The 18694-nt window shown below is 43.6% G+C and carries 15 protein-coding genes and 3 tRNA genes; 14 read left to right on the top strand and 4 right to left on the bottom strand.

What is annotated here, in order from left to right; genetic code table 11:
* The first annotated feature begins 10 nt into the window (after positions 1-10).
* The 10 genes from rplR to VMX18_03045 all read left to right on the top strand — a co-directional run bounded on the left by rplR (position 11) and on the right by VMX18_03045 (position 9261).
* Positions 11-358 carry a 50S ribosomal protein L18 gene (rplR, locus tag VMX18_03090; protein HUT22366.1) on the top strand — a complete coding sequence of 116 codons (348 nt, stop codon included), beginning with the start codon at positions 11-13 and terminating at the stop codon, positions 356-358.
* Positions 359-381: 23 nt separating this feature from the next.
* A complete protein-coding gene (locus VMX18_03085; protein HUT22365.1) occupies positions 382-981 on the top strand; it encodes a 30S ribosomal protein S5 in 600 nt (199 codons plus the stop codon).
* Between the two features lie 8 nt (positions 982-989).
* Entirely contained in the window at positions 990-1469 is a 480-nt protein-coding gene (rplO, locus tag VMX18_03080) for a 50S ribosomal protein L15 (protein HUT22364.1), read from the top strand.
* A 42-nt stretch (positions 1470-1511) separates the two neighbouring features.
* Positions 1512-2783 carry a preprotein translocase subunit SecY gene (gene secY / locus VMX18_03075; GenBank protein ID HUT22363.1) on the top strand — a complete coding sequence of 424 codons (1272 nt, stop codon included), beginning with the start codon at positions 1512-1514 and terminating at the stop codon, positions 2781-2783.
* 94 nt (positions 2784-2877) lie between these two features.
* Entirely contained in the window at positions 2878-3516 is a 639-nt protein-coding gene (locus tag VMX18_03070; protein HUT22362.1) for a nucleoside monophosphate kinase, read from the top strand.
* Entirely contained in the window at positions 3513-4283 is a 771-nt protein-coding gene (gene map / locus VMX18_03065; protein ID HUT22361.1) for a type I methionyl aminopeptidase, read from the top strand. Before VMX18_03070 ends, map begins: the two co-directional genes overlap by 4 nt.
* Positions 4284-4440: 157 nt before the next feature.
* The gene (gene ruvX / locus VMX18_03060; GenBank protein ID HUT22360.1) at positions 4441-4839 is read left to right on the top strand and encodes a Holliday junction resolvase RuvX; all 399 of its coding nucleotides are present in this window, start codon (positions 4441-4443) and stop codon (positions 4837-4839) included.
* A gap of 122 nt (positions 4840-4961) precedes the next feature.
* On the top strand, positions 4962-5693 hold the full coding sequence (gene recO, locus VMX18_03055) for a DNA repair protein RecO (GenBank protein ID HUT22359.1): 732 nt from the start codon (positions 4962-4964) through the stop codon (positions 5691-5693).
* Between the two features lie 403 nt (positions 5694-6096).
* Positions 6097-8082, top strand: coding sequence for an SBBP repeat-containing protein (locus VMX18_03050; protein ID HUT22358.1), 1986 nt, complete (start codon positions 6097-6099; stop codon positions 8080-8082).
* A 75-nt stretch (positions 8083-8157) separates the two neighbouring features.
* Positions 8158-9261, top strand: coding sequence for a hypothetical protein (locus VMX18_03045; GenBank protein HUT22357.1), 1104 nt, complete (start codon positions 8158-8160; stop codon positions 9259-9261).
* A 290-nt stretch (positions 9262-9551) separates the two neighbouring features.
* On the opposite strand, the gene VMX18_03040 is transcribed toward VMX18_03045, so the two are convergent.
* Both VMX18_03040 and VMX18_03035 read right to left on the bottom strand, forming a co-directional pair.
* Positions 9552-9628 (bottom strand) — tRNA-Val (locus tag VMX18_03040).
* Positions 9629-9734: 106 nt separating this feature from the next.
* Positions 9735-9811: transfer RNA gene (locus VMX18_03035), tRNA-Ile, on the bottom strand.
* Positions 9812-9965: 154 nt separating this feature from the next.
* On the opposite strand from VMX18_03035, the gene VMX18_03030 reads away from it, so the two are divergent.
* On the top strand, positions 9966-11156 hold the full coding sequence (locus tag VMX18_03030; GenBank protein ID HUT22356.1) for a hypothetical protein: 1191 nt from the start codon (positions 9966-9968) through the stop codon (positions 11154-11156).
* A 351-nt stretch (positions 11157-11507) separates the two neighbouring features.
* On the opposite strand, the gene VMX18_03025 is transcribed toward VMX18_03030, so the two are convergent.
* Positions 11508-11583: transfer RNA gene (locus VMX18_03025), tRNA-Pro, on the bottom strand.
* Between the two features lie 59 nt (positions 11584-11642).
* Complete coding sequence (locus VMX18_03020) at positions 11643-12776, bottom strand: hypothetical protein (protein ID HUT22355.1); 1134 nt, start codon at positions 12774-12776, stop codon at positions 11643-11645.
* 185 nt (positions 12777-12961) lie between these two features.
* On the opposite strand from VMX18_03020, the gene VMX18_03015 reads away from it, so the two are divergent.
* The 3 genes from VMX18_03015 to argS all read left to right on the top strand — a co-directional run bounded on the left by VMX18_03015 (position 12962) and on the right by argS (position 18658).
* A complete protein-coding gene (locus tag VMX18_03015; protein HUT22354.1) occupies positions 12962-15610 on the top strand; it encodes a valine--tRNA ligase in 2649 nt (882 codons plus the stop codon).
* Between the two features lie 96 nt (positions 15611-15706).
* The gene (gene tyrS / locus VMX18_03010; GenBank protein HUT22353.1) at positions 15707-16900 is read left to right on the top strand and encodes a tyrosine--tRNA ligase; all 1194 of its coding nucleotides are present in this window, start codon (positions 15707-15709) and stop codon (positions 16898-16900) included.
* Between the two features lie 81 nt (positions 16901-16981).
* Positions 16982-18658, top strand: coding sequence for an arginine--tRNA ligase (gene argS / locus VMX18_03005; GenBank protein HUT22352.1), 1677 nt, complete (start codon positions 16982-16984; stop codon positions 18656-18658).
* Positions 18659-18694: the final 36 nt, after the last annotated feature.

The raw sequence follows: 18694 nt of genomic DNA, 5'->3' as shown, positions 1-18694 counted from the left end.
ATTTTAACATATGAACAAAGAACAGAAAAAAAATCAACGAAAATATTTCAGACAAAGGCGTGTTCGCGCCAAGATTTTTGGTACGGCAAAATGTCCGAGATTGGCGGTTTATAAAAGTCTGTTGAATTGTTATGTTCAATTGATCGATGATACGGCGGGAAAAACTTTGTTAGCCTTGGATGATCGAAAAATCAAAGGCAATAAAACGGAACGCGCGGCCAAATTGGGAGAGCAGGTCGGGGCCGAGGCATTGAAGAAAAAAATAGAACAAGTTGTTTTTGATCGCGGCGGATTCAAATATCATGGAAGAGTTAAGGCTGTGGCGGAAAGCGCGAGAGCCGCGGGTTTGAAATTTTAAGAAGTTATTAGTTACATAGCATTATGATGAAAAGTAGAAAAAAAAGGGAAGATCGCGAGTATAACCAGCAGTTGATACACTTGGCTAGGGTTACACGCGTCATGGCCGGCGGAAAGAGAATGAGATTTCGCGCCGTGGTTGCCATTGGCGACGGCAGGGGCAAAGTGGGAGCCGGAGTCGCCAAGGGAGCTGATGTTACCGTGGCTATTAACAAGGCTGTCGAGCAAGCCAAGAAAGTTTTGATTGATGTGCCTATTGTAAATCAAACGATCCCTCATGAAATCAGAGTGAAATACAAAGCCGCTAAAATAATGTTAAAACCGGCTCCGGCCGGCACGGGCATTAAAGCCGGCAGTGTGATTCGTCAGGTTTTGGAATTGGCCGGAGTGCCGAACGTGGTGGCCAAGATTTTAGGCACCAGAAACAAATTGGTAAATGTGCAGGCGGTCATGCTCGCGTTGAAAAGTTTTAAAACCACCGGTCTTTCTATGGATAAAAAAGCTGAGAAAAAAACGGAACCCGGATCTCAGAGAGAAGATCGAAGATATAATAGCGGCAGACCCAAATTTCAGGGCAAAGACAACCAGCCCAAAAAGGAGAAGAAAGACGTTAACAAGAAATAATTATGCCAATACAATTGCATACAATTAAATCCGCTGATGGGAAAAAAAGGAAAAGAATCGGACGAGGTAATTCTTCCGGTCACGGCACATATTCCGGCAGAGGTCAAAAGGGGCAGAAATCCCGTTCCGGCGGCAAAAAGGGTCTTAAACTCAAAGGTTTTAAGAGAAGTTTGCTTACCATTCCGAAATTGCGAGGATTTCATAGCCAGTTTCCCAAAATGCAAAATGTAAATTTAACCGATTTGGAAAAGAGATTTAACGAAGGCGAGCTCGTAACTCCGGTAACATTGGCGGATAAGAATCTTATAAAAGACGCGTCTTTTGGCGTTAAAATATTGTCCGACGGAAAAGTCGCCAAGAAATTGCAATTCAAAGATTGTCATTTTTCAAAGGCTGCGGCTGAAAAAATCGCGGCTGCCGGCGGCGTCATCGAAAGCGCAAAGAAGGACAGGCCGGTTTCGTCAGACAAGAAAGCTGAAAAAAAGTAATTATATCTGCTATAATATAACCAGACGGAAAATTCTTATTTTATGTGGGAAAAATTGACCCAGATTTGGAAAATAAAAGATTTGCGAAACAGCATTTTGTACGTGCTGGTCATGTTGGCCATTTTTAGATTCGCGGCGCATATTCCGATTCCCGGCATCAATCTCGCCAACTTAAAAGAATTTTTCGCTTCCAATGAGATATTGGGATTGTTGAATATTTTTTCGGGCGGCGGCATGGAAAACTTTTCCATCGTGATGATGGGCGTGGCGCCGTACATTACAGCTTCCATTATTTTTCAGCTTTTGGGCATGATCGTGCCGAAGCTTGAAGAAATGCAAAAGGAAGAAGTCGGCAGACAGAAAATCAACATGTACACCAGGATTGCCACCATCCCATTGGCGGTAATGCAGGCGTACGCCATGATTCGAATTTTGGGACAATCGTCGCAACAGATCATTGCGGATAAAAGTCTTTTTCAATACATCGCCATGATCATCACCATATCGGCGGGCACCATGTTTTTGGTCTGGATCGGCGAATTGATTTCCGATAAAAAAATCGGCAACGGCATTTCATTGATAATTTTCGCCGGCATCGTTTCCAGAATCCCTCAAATCATTCAACAGACATTGATTAATTTCGATCGATCGAACTTGGTGACATTGGTGGTGTTTGTAGCCATCGCTTTGATTACGATTATCGGCGTGGTGGTAATTACCGAAGGACAGCGCAATATTCCGGTGTCTTACGCCAGACGCGTTCGCGGCATGAAAATGTACGGAGGCTCGAGCACTCATCTGCCGCTGCGAGTAAATCAGGCCGGCGTGATACCGATTATTTTCGCGATTTCTTTGATATTGTTTCCGTCCATGGTCGCTCAGTTTTTTGTCAACGCCAAGACCGAGTTTATCGCTCACTTGGCGCAGTTCGTAATCAATGTTTTTCAAAACCAGCTTTTTTACGGAGTGCTTTATTTCTTGTTGGTTTTCGGCTTCACTTATTTTTACACCGCCGTTATTTTCCATCCCGGACAGATTGCGGAAAATTTGCAAAAACAGGGCGGCTTTATTCCAGGCATCAGACCCGGTCAGCATACTGAAATGTATTTGAGCAATACCATCAAAAGAATCACTTTGATTGGCGCGTTGTTTTTGGGCGTGATCGCGGTTTTACCGCTGGTTATGAGGCAAGCCACGGGCATGACGTCGCTCGTGATCGGCGGCACCAGTTTGCTCATCGTGGTCAGCGTGGTTATTGAGACGGTGAAGCAGATAGAATCGCAAGTGGTAATGAGAGATTACGATGGGTTTTAAATGTTTTTTTATAAAAATTTTTGAAAATTCGAAGATATCTTCGAATTTTTTTATGGACTAAATCAATTATAGAAGCTATAATATATTCGTTAATATGAAAAATATTTTAATAATGGGTCCGCAGGGCTCGGGCAAAGGCACTCAAGCCAAAAAATTAGCTCAAAAATACAAATTGAAAGTTATTTCTTCCGGAGATATTTTAAGAGAAGAAGTCAAAAAAAGAACGTCTATCGGTCGAAAAATAGATTTGAAATCGGGTAGGTTGGTGCCCGATGAAATCATCATTGAAATTATCATGGATGAATTGAAAGAACGAGGCAAAAATTTCATTCTCGACGGATTTCCCAGAAATAAAAATCAAGCCAGAGCCTTGGAGACCTTTTTAACGGAAAGAAAGTCGCCGCTGACAGTCATTGCTTTAAAATTGGACAATAAAACCGCGATCGAGCGAATCGGCGGGAGGCGAATATGTCCGCGATGCGGTAAAATTTATCATCTCGATAATAATCCTCCCAAAAATAAGGGTGTGTGCGATGAATGCGGCGATAAATTGATACAGCGAAAAGATGATCATGCCGAATCGATTCGAAAGAGGTTGGGAATATATCGTCGATCCACCGCGCCGTTGCTTGATTTTTTTCGACAATTTGATAATGTGGCCGTGCGCGAGATAGACGCCAGCAAGGAGATAGATAAGGTATTCAAGCAAATCATTTTGAAGATAAGAGTATGATAATAATCAAAACGCCGGCTGAAGTCAAAACGATGAAAGAGGGCGGGAAAATTTTGGCTGAGATTTTGCATGAAGTCGCCGCTCTGGTCAAGCCGGGAGTAGGTTCTTTGGAATTGGATCGAGTCGCAGAAAAATTAATACTCGCTCGCGGCGGACGCCCGTCATTCAAGGGATATGGCGGGTCGCGAAATCCGTTTCCTTGCACTCTTTGCGTATCCGTCAATGAAGAAGTGGTGCACGGCATCGCGAGTTCGGAAAAAATATTAAAAGAAGGAGATATCGTCAGTTTGGATATCGGCATGCAATATCCGGCCAAAGGCGGAACATATACTGATATGGCCATTACCGTACCGGTCGGCAAGATAGACAAGGACGTCCAAAAATTGATTAAAACCACGAAAAAAGCGCTTGATCTCGGTATCGCTCAATGCAAAAACGGCCATCTGCTTTCAGAAGTTTCGCGTGCGATTCAACAGGCGGCCGAAAGAGAAGGCTTTTCGGTTGTTCGAACACTGGTCGGACACGGCGTGGGCAAAGAGGTTCATGAAGATCCCCAAATTCCCAATTACGTTTCCGGAGATAAAGATATCGTACTGAAACCGGGCATGACTTTGGCGTTGGAACCCATGGTTTGTTTGGGCAAATATCAGGTGGAAATGCTGGACGACGGCTGGACTTTCGTGACCCGAGATAGGAAACCATCGGCGCACTTTGAACATACTATATTGGTGACGGACGGAGCGCCGGAAGTTTTGACGAAACTATAATTAGAAATTCTAAATCCTAATTTCTAAATACTAAACAATTTTTAATGTTCCAATGTTCAAAATTTTAAACTTTATCTGTTTTTGAAATTTGAAAATTTGTATTTTGAAAATTGTTTAGAAATTAGAATTTCGAGATTAGGATTTAAAAAATGATTTTATGCAATTTTTGGGCATTGACTACGGTAAAAGCAAAGTGGGTTTGGCGCTCGGCGATGATATCACCAAGCTGGCCTTTGGATTTAAAACGATCAAGAACAAAGGATTTGATGAATTATTGAATGAGTTGAAAACAATCATCAAGCAAGAAGAAATTGAATCGGCGGTGCTGGGGAAGCCCGTTAATTTAAAAGGAGAAGATGAGACTCCCGGTGAATTGGCTCGATTGTTCGACGCTTTGGCGGAAGTCATCGAGGTTAAATGGCAGGATGAGCGATTCAGCACCAAACAGGCCGAATCCTTGGCCAAAGAGATTCCCGAGAAAAGAGACAAGGTAAAGCTGGTTGACGATAAATTGGCGGCTATGATTATTTTGCAAGCTTATTTGGATAAATCCTAAATTATAATATCGAAATTTTAAACAAATTCCAATGTTCAAATTTTTTAAAAGTTTAGAATTTGTGATTTGGAAAATTGAGATTTATTTAGAATTTAGGATTTCGTGTTTAGAATTTAGCAGATATGTATTTTAAGGACAAAGCCATTGTATTGGGGAAAAAGGACGCTGGGGAGGCGTCTAATTTTTATATTATTTACACGGAAAAAAAAGGATTGCTCAAGGCGACCGCCAGAGGGGCGAAAAAATCTCTCAGTAAAATGTCAGGCCACCTCGAGCCGCCGTGCCTGTGCGAGATTTTTTTTGTCAACGGCAAAAAAGTGAATTATATCGCCGGCGCCAGTTTGATTCATCGGTATGAGCTGGGGACATTGGAAAAACACAAGGTTCATTTTGACGCTTTGAAAGTTTTTTCAAGCTTGGTCAGAGAAGGTGATGTTGATTTTGATTTGTGGCGAGTGGTAACTGATTTTTATCATTATTTGGAAAATGTGCAGGAGGACAAATTGCCATTGTTGAAAAATATTTATTTGTGGAGTTTGGGCTCGGCGCTCGGATTTGAAATGGATGTTGAAAAATGTCTGGAGTGTAAATTTGATTTGGGTGAAAATAATTATTTGGTTTTCTCTCCGGGGGGATTTTTTTGCCAGAGCTGTTTTAAAAAACAAAAAGAAAAAGGAGTTTTGGTCTCCAAGGAATTCATTAAAATTTTGAGATTTATAAAAAGAAACGATATCGGCGGACTTTTGAAATTGAAAATCAGCGATGAGGTTTCAGGAGAATTCGATCGCTTGAGCGGCCAGTATTGGAGCTATCGGTTTGAAATGGAATTGACGACAGGTGCTGTGCCGATTTGAATAAGGTTATTATTCAAGTTAAAATATAATCAGGGAGTCCATGTGGAACGGGAAGGAGCGTAGAGCCATGGGACAACGTAGGAAGGCAAGAGGACAGCGCGGTTTTTATAGGCGAAGGAGACCTGAAATATGGCAAGCCGTGGATGTAGAATCTTTGCCGTTCGGGGAAGGGCAACTCAACAGTTGCCCTGGTTGCGGCAATCAGCGCCACAATTCCCAGATGGTGAAGAGCAAGGAAGGCAGATTGTATCGAATTACAATTTGCGGTCAGTGCGGCAAACCGTATCGAACCCGTTAGCGTCAATCACGGTTGGCGCTTTTAAAATTATTGATAAATATCACTTATGGTTTGTAAGTAATGAGAAAAATGTTATAATTATAACATTAAGATAATAAAAGCAATATGCTCAAAATTTCTCAAAGCTTGTTTTTTATACGCCGTTTTTGTCTGACAGGATTAACTGTTCTAATTTCGGTTTTAATGATTTTTAACGTCGTCAACGCGGGCGCGATAATGCTACAACTAACCTCCGCCACTCCTGATTCTGCTGTAAAAATCGGCGAAGAAAAACTTCTTCAATTCACCTCCGAGGGGCACGTGGTTGGTTTCGATAAAGATGGCCTCATTGTCGCTTCGGCGCGTCACATGCTGAAAGTGGACTTTCTTAATTCCAACGCAGTGTCTCCCGAAGCGGACGACGGTGTTTTGGCAGAAAACAATATTGATCAGGCTCTTCCTCTAAATCGAGTTACTTATACAAATGTTTGGGATGGGATAACAGTGGCTTATGAAGCCAATGAACAATCAATTGTCAAGAGTACATATTACATAGATGCGACCAAAGAAGGCATTCCGGTTGACCGCATTAGGTTGGGATACAACCGTCCGGTACAGATTGACGAAAATGGCAATCTCGTCGTTGTTTATGAAGACGGCACAATTATCGAAGGAGCTCCGATCGCCTGGCAGGATGTTGACGGACATAGGGAATCGGTAATAGTAAACTACACACTTTACGGTGAACGCGAGGTCGGGTTTTCTCTGGGTGATTACATTCCCGGCATCCCGGTGATAATCGATCCTGACATGACCTGGAATACTTTTTTGGGGACTACTGGTAGTGATGTCGGCCGTAATATTGTCGTAGATGGCAGCGGGAACGTTTATGTCGATGGATATAGTAACGCCACCTGGGGCGCGCCGGTGCGGGACTACACATTAGGACGTGATGTCTTTGTGGTTAAGTTCAACAGCAGCGGAAATCTTATCTGGAATACTTTTTTGGGGGGCAGTGGTCTTGACTCCGCCGGTGGCATTGCCATAGACGACAGCGGGAACTTTTATGTCAGTGGATATAGTAACGCCACCTGGGGCGCGCCGGCGCGGGATCACACATCCGGGTATGACGTTTTTACAGTTAAGCTCGACAGCGGCGGTAATCTTATCTGGAATACTTTTTTGGGGGGCAGTGGTACTGACTACGCCTATGATGGTATTGTCGTAGATGGCAGCGGGAACGTCTATGTCGCCGGAACCAGCGATGTTACTTGGGGTTCGCCGGTGCGAGACTATACATTAGGTGCTGATGGTTTTGCCGCCAAGCTTGGCAGTAGCGGAAATCTTATCTGGAATACTTTCTTGGGGGACAGTGGTGTTGATTCCATTTATGGAATCGTGTTAGATGATAGCGGGAATATTTACGTAGGCGGATATGGCGAGGCCACCTGGGGTTCGCCGGTGCGAGCATACACATTAGGGTATGACTCTTTTGTGGTTAAGCTCGACAGCAGCGGAAATCTTATCTGGAATACTTTTTTGGGGGGCAGTGGTCTTGACGCCTGTCGCGGAATCGGGATAGACGACGGCGGAAACGTCTATATTATTGGATATAGTGATGTCTCCTGGGGCGCGCCGGTGCGGGCATATACATTAGGGTATGACATTTTTGCGGTTAAGCTCGATAGTGGCGGCAATCTTATCTGGAATACTTTTTTGGGTGGCAGTGGCGGTGACAGAGGTTATGGAATCGCAGTAGACGGTAGCGGAAACGTCTATGTCACCGGATACAGCGACGTCACTTGGGGTTCGCCGGTGCGAGCCTATACATTAGATCGTGATGCCTTTGCGTTTAAGCTCAACAGCGGCGGCGATCTTATCTGGAATACTTTTTTAGGGGGCGGTGCTTCTGATACAGGCTGGGGAATTGCTGTAGATAGCGACAGGAATGTCTATGTCTCCGGATATGGCGATGCCACGTGGGGGTCGCCGGCGCGAGCCTACACATCAGGTTCTGACGGTTTTGCGGTCAAGCTATCAAACGTCGTTCCCGTGGCTTCAGATGTCAGCATTACGGGAACGCCGAACGTCCGTGAACTTTTAACCGGATAATATACTTATTCCGATGCGGATGGAGATCTTGAAGGCGCCACAACTTTTCAATGGTATAAAGATGGTCAGCCCATTGTGGGAGCGACTTCGTCCACATACACCGTGGTTTTAGCGGAGTTTGGCAATACTACCATAACTTTAGAAGTCACACCCGTGGCCGCCGCCGGTAATTTCACGGGCACTGCGGTAGATAGCTCCGGTATTTTGATTGTCCACAGCGGAGTTGCTGACACACACTCGACTTCGGACTCGTACAATCCGCCAACGGCGCCGGTAGGCGGATTTGATTTTTCAATAAATAGTGGAGTGGCATCAACAACAAATCCAACAATCACTCTAACTTTGAATGGCGGACCCGACGCCGCTCGAATGGCCATTTCCAATTTTTCGGACTTTAAAGACGCGGTGCAGGAAAATTACAGCGCGACCAAAGATTGGAATCTTTGCTCCGGAAATTCAACATGTTCGGACGGGACATATACGGTTTATGTTAAATACTATACCGCGGATGGAGTGGCTTCAAATGTGGTTTCAAATACAATAATATTAAAAAAATCAGATCAGACGGATCAAACACCTGAAGGAGCCTTTGGTTTGGAACAAATGGAAAAAGAGGCGGTTATCGTGACAGCCGGCGATGTCAACCAAATTGTCGCGGAGATGGGAATGGAAAGAGATCTCACGCTTGAAGATAATTACAGCGCAATAATTGCGAAAATCATTAAGGACACGGAAATTTCCGATCAAACAAGAGACGCCATCACCAATTTCATCACATACGGAACTCCGTCCACTCAATTGCTTGGAGCGGGGGAGAGAGCCGGAGTGGTGAATAGCTTTAAATCCGCCTTTGGGAAACTTCCCGTTACGCAAGAAGACTGGAATGACGTGATAAAAATAGCGAATGGACGCTGGCCAAGCCAAACAAGCAAAATAGCGGAAGATCGGGCAACCATAAATTTCAGAGGGGTATATTTAAGAGAACCTGATCGGACAAATCCTCATGATGACGCGGCCATAACCGTTATGGCTTACGGTTTGAGACCCGCTAACAGAAATTTGGAAAGTGAAAAAGCGGCGATTAATATTTTCAAAGCTATATACGGTTATGATCCAGTGGCCGCTACGGCCTGGGACGCGGTAAGAGCCATAGCGTATTCCGGGGCGACGAGAAATTAAGATTAACAATTATAATCGCGATAGAAGACAAAAAATTCTTGCTCGAGCAAGAATTTTTTGTGGCGTACCATCCGAAGCGCACATTTTAAATCGGATAATCTCGGATGCTCTTGTCGTTCTTCGCTGGCGCGAAGGATGGTGGGTGTATCTGGACGCCTGCCGGTCTTCGACTCCGAGGTCGCTCAGACTCGAGGAGCAGGCAGGCGAACCAGAGACCGCTTCTGTTAAATCTGGTTAGAGGTAATTTTTTATGATACAAAAAAACACATCTGAAAGAAGATATGTTTTTTTGGTGGGTGTATCTGGACTCGAACCAGAGACCTCTACGATGTCAACGTAGCGCTCTAACCAGCTGAGCTATACACCCAAAATAAATGCTAATGTCTTTGCCCTTCGACTCCACTCCGTTTCGCTCAGGGCAATTTTCGCTCTGCGGAGCGAAAATTGGTGGGCCACGTCGCTCGCGAGCGACGTGGTGGGTGCGGATGGACTCGAACCATCGACCCCAACGTTATAAGCGTTGTGCTCTAACCGGCTGAGCTACGCACCCGAAAATCACGATAAACGCAATCGGATTTTAACATATTGGCGGAATTTTGTAAATAGATTGTCATTATAAGGTTTTGACAAAATCATTGAATATGCTAAGTTTTTATAATGTCTAGAAATGGATAAAGGAGGCATTAATGGATATTTTGAGACATTTGCTGCAGTCGGATCTGTGCTTGAAGTACTTGGCTGATCCTGTAGGTCTCAAGGCGGAAAATCCTCTCGGATATGATCATGCGCTCGCGCTGCATGATCTGTATTTTTCGGTTAAGGGGGAGTCTCCGCGAGCGGCGGGGAAAGTCATCAACGGGTGGCTGAGAAAGACGTTCGGGCGTCGCAATTTATACAACAGGTTCAAGTCAGCCATCTGGATGGCCAAGGTCTTCAGGGAGGAGATTATTCGGGAATTCATCCCCGGTGGGATGCGCTTCAACTTCACCTCGGACGGCGTTTGCCGTCCCACCATGGATCCCGTGGATTTGCTCAAGATGATGTGGGATCCTCCCGGCGATCCGAGGTATCGCCTCGTGAGGTCGTTTGAGGCCGACCTCTTCTGGTCGCTGGGTGTCCGCTACCTGCTCATGCAGCTTAAGAACCCGCCGGCCGACGACTTTTTGTCGAAGTTTACGGTAATACTGGAAGAGACATTGTTTTCGTCGTCTTGTCCGCTCGAATTCCAGCGGTCGCTCCGGATCAAATACGATCCGGCGAACGATCACCGCTTCGTTAGGCTTCTGGGGAAAGAGGACGACAGCGACAGCGACAGCGACAGCGACAGCGACAGCGAGAACGTCTATACCTGGCCGCTGTGGTTTCGCCATATAGAAGTTGATGGAGATTACATACCGGTCATGTACGCCAGCCGGTTCAAGGGAGACACGGACAGGTTTAGAAAAATATTGTGTAACTCGGCATCGGTCTTCTCCATGGCGTCCGATGATCTGGCCGTTTCCTTCGTTTTCCTTAATGAAAAGGATCATGAGACCGGCTGGAAGCGTCTGTTTCGCATTTTGTTGCAAAATGCTTCGGCAATCGTCGAATGTCAAGAGCAGAGTAATCGCCATAATGGCTGTACCTCGGACATATCCAAGCCGGAAGAGCAGTTCAAAGTCTACTATAACGGCCGTGTGATCGAAGTCCAAGTTTTCGTACTCGAGAACTACTTCAACCGCTCGATGTCGCTCGGTACGGAAAACCACCACTTGTACCGTCTGCGGCAGATCCTCTCGTTGCTGTCGTTGCTGGCGCCACGGGAAGTATACGGATTTGATTGGGAGGATCAATTCGTCAGGGAGAGATTGCATCGTTTACAGGTCAACCGCTGTTTGACCGATTTCGACAGATAAAAAAACCATCTTCAAAAGATGGTTTTTAAAAATTATTTTAAAGAATTAAGGATAAGATTGAGGAGAAGAATTAAGATTGAAATGGTCGGTTGGTTGCAATTATTTTAAAGAATTAAGGATAAGATTAAGGGGAAGAATTAAGGTTGGATGGTCGGGGTGGTTGCAATTATTTTAAAGAATTAAGGATAAGATTAAGGGGAAGAATTAAGGTTGAAATGGTCGGGGTGGTTGCAATTATTTTAAAGAATTAAGGATAAGATTAAGGGGAAGAATTAAGGTTGAATGGTCGGGGTGGTTGCAATTATTTTAAAGAATTAAGGATAAGATTAAGGGGAAGAATTAAGGTTGAAATGGTCGGGGTGAGAGGACTCGAACCTCCGGCCTCACGCACCCCATGCGTACGCGCTACCAACTGCGCTACACCCCGGTTTTTTCAATTAAGCAATGAGTATATTTTAGCAAAAAAAAGTTGAGATGTAAATGTCATTATCGTATAAGATTTTTAAGATATTCGAGTATTTGATCTTCCGCTGTTTTGATATCCGAGGAATCTATCATCAGTCTGATGAGGTTTTTCGTTCCATTCGGCCGATACTCGGAGAAATTTTTCATCAAGTCAATGTTTTTTTCCGTTTTAATCAAGCAATGAACGCCTTGACCGTTGGTTTGAAAAAATATGGCGGTGAATTCCACGGTCGGCACGGTGACGATCAATTCCTCGATGACCTCGATTAAATCTTTGGTGGAGGCGTTTGATTTTTTGAAATCTTCGGCGGTGACAAAAGACCAAGCGATTTTTTGAGAAGCGTCCGTTTCCAAATTATTTAAAAGGAGACCCCAAAGTTTCAATGTGTTGACGGTTTTGGTTTGATATAAATTTTTGATGATTAATTCCCGTTTGGCTCCGGAGGCGATCAATTGCGAAGCGATGCCAAGCGATCTTGGCGTCACTTTTTCATGGCGAAAGCTTTTGGTGGCCGCGATCATGCCGGTCAAAAGGCAGGTGGCGATATCTTCGTCAATCAAGGAGCGGTCTATTTTTTCAAAAACATCATGCAAAATTTCCGCGACTGAGGTGGCGGTCAGATTCACCACATTGAGCTGGCCGTAAAGCTCGTTTTCCGGAAGATTGCAAATATTGATGATCGGTGTGTTGTAAAAGAAGTTCAAATGATTTTCATATATTTTACCGAGTGATTCCAAGTCGGGAGTATTGATCGTAAAAATCAGGTCATGCTTGTACGCCGATTGGGCGCAGTCGAGATTCTCTTTGGATATCTCGCCGGCTTTCGGCGTGATGAAAATCTGCAGTTTGCCGTCGTCTTTTTTATAACTGAATTTTTCGACCGGCGTTTCGGTCACGTCGAGATTGATGATGAATTGGCGCGGGTTGTCGATTTCTTTTTTGATGGAGCCGCTCCAAGGCAAAAAATTCAAATTTTGAGGCGCGCTAAAGTCGTCGCAGGCCAGTTCAACCGGTTTGTTTGTTTTTTTCAGCCAGAGGGCCAGAGCCAGACTGGAAGCGATTATGTCCGCGTTAAAATCCTTTTTGAATAAGATTAATGGATTTTTGCTTTGTTTGACATTTTCGTAAAATTGTTGCGTCGCGTTTAATGCCATAAGTTATTCTTGATTTTTAATTTTAACGCTTTAAATTATCCTCGTCAAGGTTTGAGTTTTTGGAGGAGATTTGATAAAATGTATGCAATTGAGGTTACAAGATTACAGATAAATATACGAGATTATACAGATTGGAAATATTTCGTATTATCTGTATGTCAATCTGTAATCTCGTAGATTTATTTATGGACAAGGCTTACGAGCCTCGAGAATTCGAGGATAAAATTTATAAAAATTGGGAAGAAAAAGGATTGTTTAATCCCGATAAAATAAAAGAGTCGCGCCAAGTCGGGCGCGAGCATTTTTCAATTGTTTTGCCGCCGCCTAACGTCACGGGCACTTTGCATTTGGGCCACGCGGCCATGCTGGCCATTGAAGACTTGATGGTTCGGTATCATCGAATGAAGGGATATGACACCGTTTGGATTCCGGGCACTGATCACGCGGCCATTGCCACGCAAAACGTGGTCGAGAAAAAATTATTGAAAGAGACGGGCAAAACCAGACATGATTTGGGTCGCGAAGAGTTTTTAAAAGAAGTTGAAAAATTCGTCGAGCAGTCAAAAGATACCATTCATAAACAAGTCCGCAAAATGGGTTCTAGTTTGGACTGGTCGAGGGAAGCGTATACTTTGGATGAAACGAGAAGCCGAGCGGTCAGAAAAGTTTTTAAAATGATGTATGACGACGGCTTGATTTATCGAGGCTATCGGATCGTCAATTGGTGCCCTCGCTGTCATTCGACTTTGGCGGATGATGAAGTGGAATATAAAGATCAGGACGCCAAGCTTTATTTTTTCAAATACAATAAAGATTTTCCGATAACCATCGCCACCACCCGGCCGGAAACCAAACTGGGCGACACGGCCGTGGCCGTCAATCCTGATGATGAGCGTTATAAGAAATATATCGGCCAAACTTTTGAGGTTGATTTTGTCGGGACTCCATTGAAAATAAAAATAATCGCCGATAAGGAAGTTGATCCTGCGTTTGGAACCGGCGCCTTGGGCGTGACGCCCGCGCACAGCATGGTTGATTATGACATGGCGCAAAAAAACGACCTTGAAATCATCAAAGTAATCGATGAAGACGGTAAAATGATCGAAAAGGCCGGCAATTTCGCTGAAATGTCCGTTTTAGAGGCCAGAGAGGCCGTGGTTAAAGCTTTGGAAACCTCCGGGCTTTTGGAAAAAGTAGAAGACGCGCCGCACAAGCTGTCGATTTGCTACCGCTGCGGCACGGCAATCGAGCCATTGCCATCTGAGCAGTGGTTTGTTTCCGTGGACAAAAAAGTTGCTCGGCTGGGAAACAAGAGCTTAAAAGAGAAAGCAATTGAGGTTGTCAAAGACAAATCAATTGAAATCATTCCTGAAAGATTTGAAAAGGTTTATTTGAATTGGATGGAAAATTTGCATGATTGGTGCATTTCCCGCCAAATTTGGTTCGGGCATCGGATTCCCGTTTGGTATAAAGGAGATGAGATTTATGTTGGAGAAACCTCTCCGGAAGGCGAAGGTTGGATTCAAGACGAAGACACCCTGGATACCTGGTTTTCTTCGGGTTTATGGACTTTTACCACTTTGCTTGATAAGGATTTCAAGGATTTTGAGAAAAAGAATAATCCTGATTTGAAAAGATTTCATCCTACTTCAGTTTTGGAAACTGCCTATGACATTTTGTTTTTCTGGGTGGCGCGCATGATTTTAATGACCAATTACGTGATGGAAGAAATTCCTTTTGAAAAAGTTTATTTCCATGGCCTTGTCCGCGACAAAGAAGGCAAGAAAATGTCAAAGTCGCGTCCGGAAACGGCCATTGATCCGATTATTGTCGGCGACAAGTACGGCTATGACGCCGTTCGCTTGAGTTTTTTAATCGGGGCCACAGCCGGAAACGATGTCAGATTGTACGAAGAAAAAATCGAAGGCTTTAGAAATTTCATTAATAAGCTCTGGAACATTTCAAGGTATATTTTAATGACAGTTGAAAACGGCAAGTTCGACGGCAAAAAGGTGAAGCCGAAAACTTTGGCGGACAAATGGATTTTGTCTCGATTGAATCAAACCATTAAAGAGGTGACGGAGAATTTGGACGATTATCAATTTTCCGCGGCCGGAGAAAAGCTGCGCGATTTCACTTACAATGACTTGGCTGATTGGTATTTGGAAATCGCCAAGGTTGAAAAAGATAAAGATGAAATATTAATGCACATATTGAAAAACATTTTGAGACTATGGCACCCGTTTATTCCTTTCGTGACCGAGGCGATTTGGGAAAACCTGAATTCGGGAAAGGAATTGATGATTGCCGATTGGCCTGAGTTTGCCAAAAAATTGATTGATGAAAAGGAAGAAAGCAATTTTGTAAGGATTAAGGAGATAGTTGTCGGAATTAGAGCATTGAGATCCGAGCAAAATATTGAACCAGCTAAAAAGATAAAAGTTTTGGTAACGTCAGAGAAGAATGCTAAGTTATTGAATGAAAATGTTGAAGTAATCAAAGTCTTATGTAGTCTTGAAGAAATTGGAATAAAAAAGAAGGATCGACCTTCGCCTTTTGACAAACCAGAGGGTTGGGCTGGCTGTGTGTATTCCGATGGTAATATTTTTGTTGATGTACTTGGAGCAATCGACATTGACAAAGAAAAGGCGAGACTTGAAAAGGAAATAGACAACGTTAAAAAATACGTTGAGGCGCAAGAGAAAAAATTGGGGAATGAGGAGTTTGTGAAAAACGCGCCGAGCGCGGTGGTTGAGATGGAGAAACAAAAGTTGGCAGAGTCCAAGGACAAAATGGAGAAATTTAAAAATCAATATAGAGGACTAAAGTCCTAAAACCCTGGGCTAAAGCCCGGTAGAATCTTGGACTAAAGTCATAGAACCCTGGGCTAAAGCCCGGTAGAAGACGTTTTTTAAAATTTAATTTTTTTTATGAATACCAATACCAACGAACAACTCATCGAAGAACTTTTATTTCGCGGCGTGGAAAACATTTATCCTTCAAGAGAATTTTTGGAAGAAAAATTAAAAAGCGGGGAGAATTTGACCATTTATCTCGGCATTGATCCGACAGGTCCGAATTTGCATCTGGGGCATGCGATTCCACTTTTAAAATTGCGCCAATTCCAGCGACTCGGACATCAAGTCGTCATGCTGATCGGCGACTTCACGGGCATGATCGGCGATCCGACGGATAAAACCGCGGCGCGAGTTCGATTGACCCGCCAGCAGGTTTTGGAAAATTGCAAAAATTACAAAAAACAAGCCTCGAAAATTTTGGATTTTACCGGCAAGAACAAAGTCGAAGTCAAATACAATTCCAAATGGTTGGCCAAAATGTTGTTTGGCGACGTCTTGGAATTGGCTGCGTATTTTACGGTTCAGCGATTGCTCGAGCGAGATATGTTCGAAAAAAGAATGAAAGAAGGCAAGCCGATTCATTTGCATGAATTTTTATATCCGCTGATGCAAGGCTATGATTCGGTGGTCATGAATGTTGACGGCGAAGTCGGAGGCAATGATCAAACATTCAATATGTTGGCCGGGCGCACTTTGATGAAGCAGCTGAAAGATAAAGAAAAATTTGTCATCACCATGAAACTTTTGGCTGATCCGACGGGCAAAAAAATGGGCAAAACCGAAGGGAACATGGTGACGCTGAGCGATTCGCCGGAAGAAATGTTCGGCAAAGTCATGTCGTGGTCGGACGAAATGATCGTTGACGGATTTGCGCTGATTACCAGAGCTCCGGTTGAAGAAGCTAAAGAAATGGAATTGAGATTGAAATCCGGAGAAAATCCCAGAAATTTCAAATTGCGATTGGCCAAAGAAGTGGTTAGGACATTCATCGGCACCGAGGAAGCTGACGCGGCTGAAGAAAATTTTGTGAAAGTTTTTTCCAATAAAGAAAAGCCGACCGATATTGAAGAAAAGGCCGTCAGCTCTTACAACATTATCGACGCTTTGGTTGAAACAAGCTTGGTGCCTTCGCGCTCGGAAGCCAAACGCGCCATTGATCAAAAGGGCGTTAAAGTGAATGATCAAATCGTTGAAAATTATGATTACACCTTGAAGGCCGGGGATTTGATTCAGAAAGGAAAGCGTTTCTTTGTTAAGATAAAGTAATCATTACGAATTACAATCGTCCAGTTAGCTTTTAGGTTATTTGTTACAAATTACAATTTTCTTAGGCATTCGGATCATTATATGTATAGAAGTTTAATTGAAAAATTAGTTCAAAGGTTGATTGAGTCGGACAAGGTTTTTGAAAAAGTAAAACCTGAGAATTTTTCATTTCCGCCGAAAGTAGAAATGGGCGATTTGAGTTTGCCGGTTTTTGAATTGGCTGAGGGCAATCCGGCTGAATTCGCCATGCAAATGGCCGGGAAGTTGGGAGAAAATCAGGTTTGGACAAAAGTCAGCGCGGCCGGTTCGTATTTGAATTTTTATTTGAGTCCGCAGTTTTGGGCCAAGGAAATAATTGAAATTGGAAATTTGAAATCTGAAATCGGGGCAAAGAAAAAAGAAAAAGTGATGATTGAATATTCTCAGCCGAATACGCACAAGGAATTTCACGTCGGACATCTTAGAAACGTGTGCATTGGCGCGGCTTTGGTGAATTTGCGAAAGTTCTCCGGGGACAAGGTCTTGGCCGCGAATTATATCGGCGACACCGGCACGCACGTGTCCAAGTGTTTGTGGGCTTTGCGAAAATTTCATGATAATGACGAGCCGACCGGAAACAAAGCCGAGTTTTTGGGCAAAGTTTACACCGAGGCCGTTCAAAAATACGATCTTGATCCGGAGGCGAAAAAAGAAGTTTCCGAAATTTCCCGAAAACTTGAATCCGGCGACAAGGAAATTACAAAACTTTGGAAAAAGACCAGGCAATGGTCGATTGATGAATTCAAGCGAATTTACGAATTGCTCGGAGTGAAATTCGATGTGATTTATTTTGAAAGCGAAGAAGAAAAGGACGGCAAAAAAATGCTGCCGCAGCTTTTGAAAAACAAATGCATCAGAGAGGACAATGGCGCGGTCATTGCCGATTTGCGCGAATTCGGCCTTGAGGTTTTGGTGTTGGTCAAATCCGACGGCAGCGCGCTGTACGGGATCAAGGATATTCCCTTGGCTTTCAAAAAATTCAAAAAGTATAAGCTTGACGAATCGATCATTGTGGTTGACGTGCGTCAAAAATTATATTTGAAACAAATTTTCAAAATTTTGGATCTGCTGGGTTTGACGGAGAAAAAAACGCATGTCGAATATGATTTCGTGAATTTGAAAGAAGGCGCCATGGCTTCGAGAAAAGGCAACGTCGTTTCTTTCGAAGAATTTTACAATAAAATGTTGAAAAAAAGCGTTGCCGAGACAAAAAAACGACACGAAGACTGGGATGAAAATAAAATCAAAGAGGTCGCGAAAAAGATTTCGTTGGCGGCCATTAAAATAGGCATGCTCAAATTCGGCAATAACAAAGTGATCACTTTTGACATGGACGAAGCCTTGTCTTTTGAAGGCAAAACCGGTCCGTATCTTTTGTATGTCGCGGCCAGGATAAATTCGATCAAAGAAAAAATTAAAAAAGTCGGCGGCGCGGATTACGGTTTGCTCAAAGAGCCGGAAGAAAAAGAATTGATAAAATTGCTGGCTGAACAAGAAAATATTATTGAGCGAGCGCTCAGGGAAAATGATCCGTCGCCATTGGCCAATTATCTTTTTGACTTGGCGCAAAAGTTCAATGACTTTTATCAAAAGCATTCCATCATTCGCGCGGAAGATGAGAATCTGAAAGCGGCCAGATTTAATTTGGCGCAAGCCGTGGGGGAGCGTTTGAGAGAGGGGTTGAAACTGTTAAACGTCGACAGTCTGGAGAAAATGTAATTTGAATGTTTGTTAATAAAAAAATAGCCACTTGGC

It is taken from the genome of Candidatus Bipolaricaulota bacterium (assembly GCA_035528115.1).
In the GTDB taxonomy this organism is placed as follows: Bacteria; Patescibacteriota; Patescibacteriia; order UBA11705; family DATKZF01; genus DATKZF01.
This window is presented reverse-complemented; position numbering and strand designations above follow the sequence as displayed.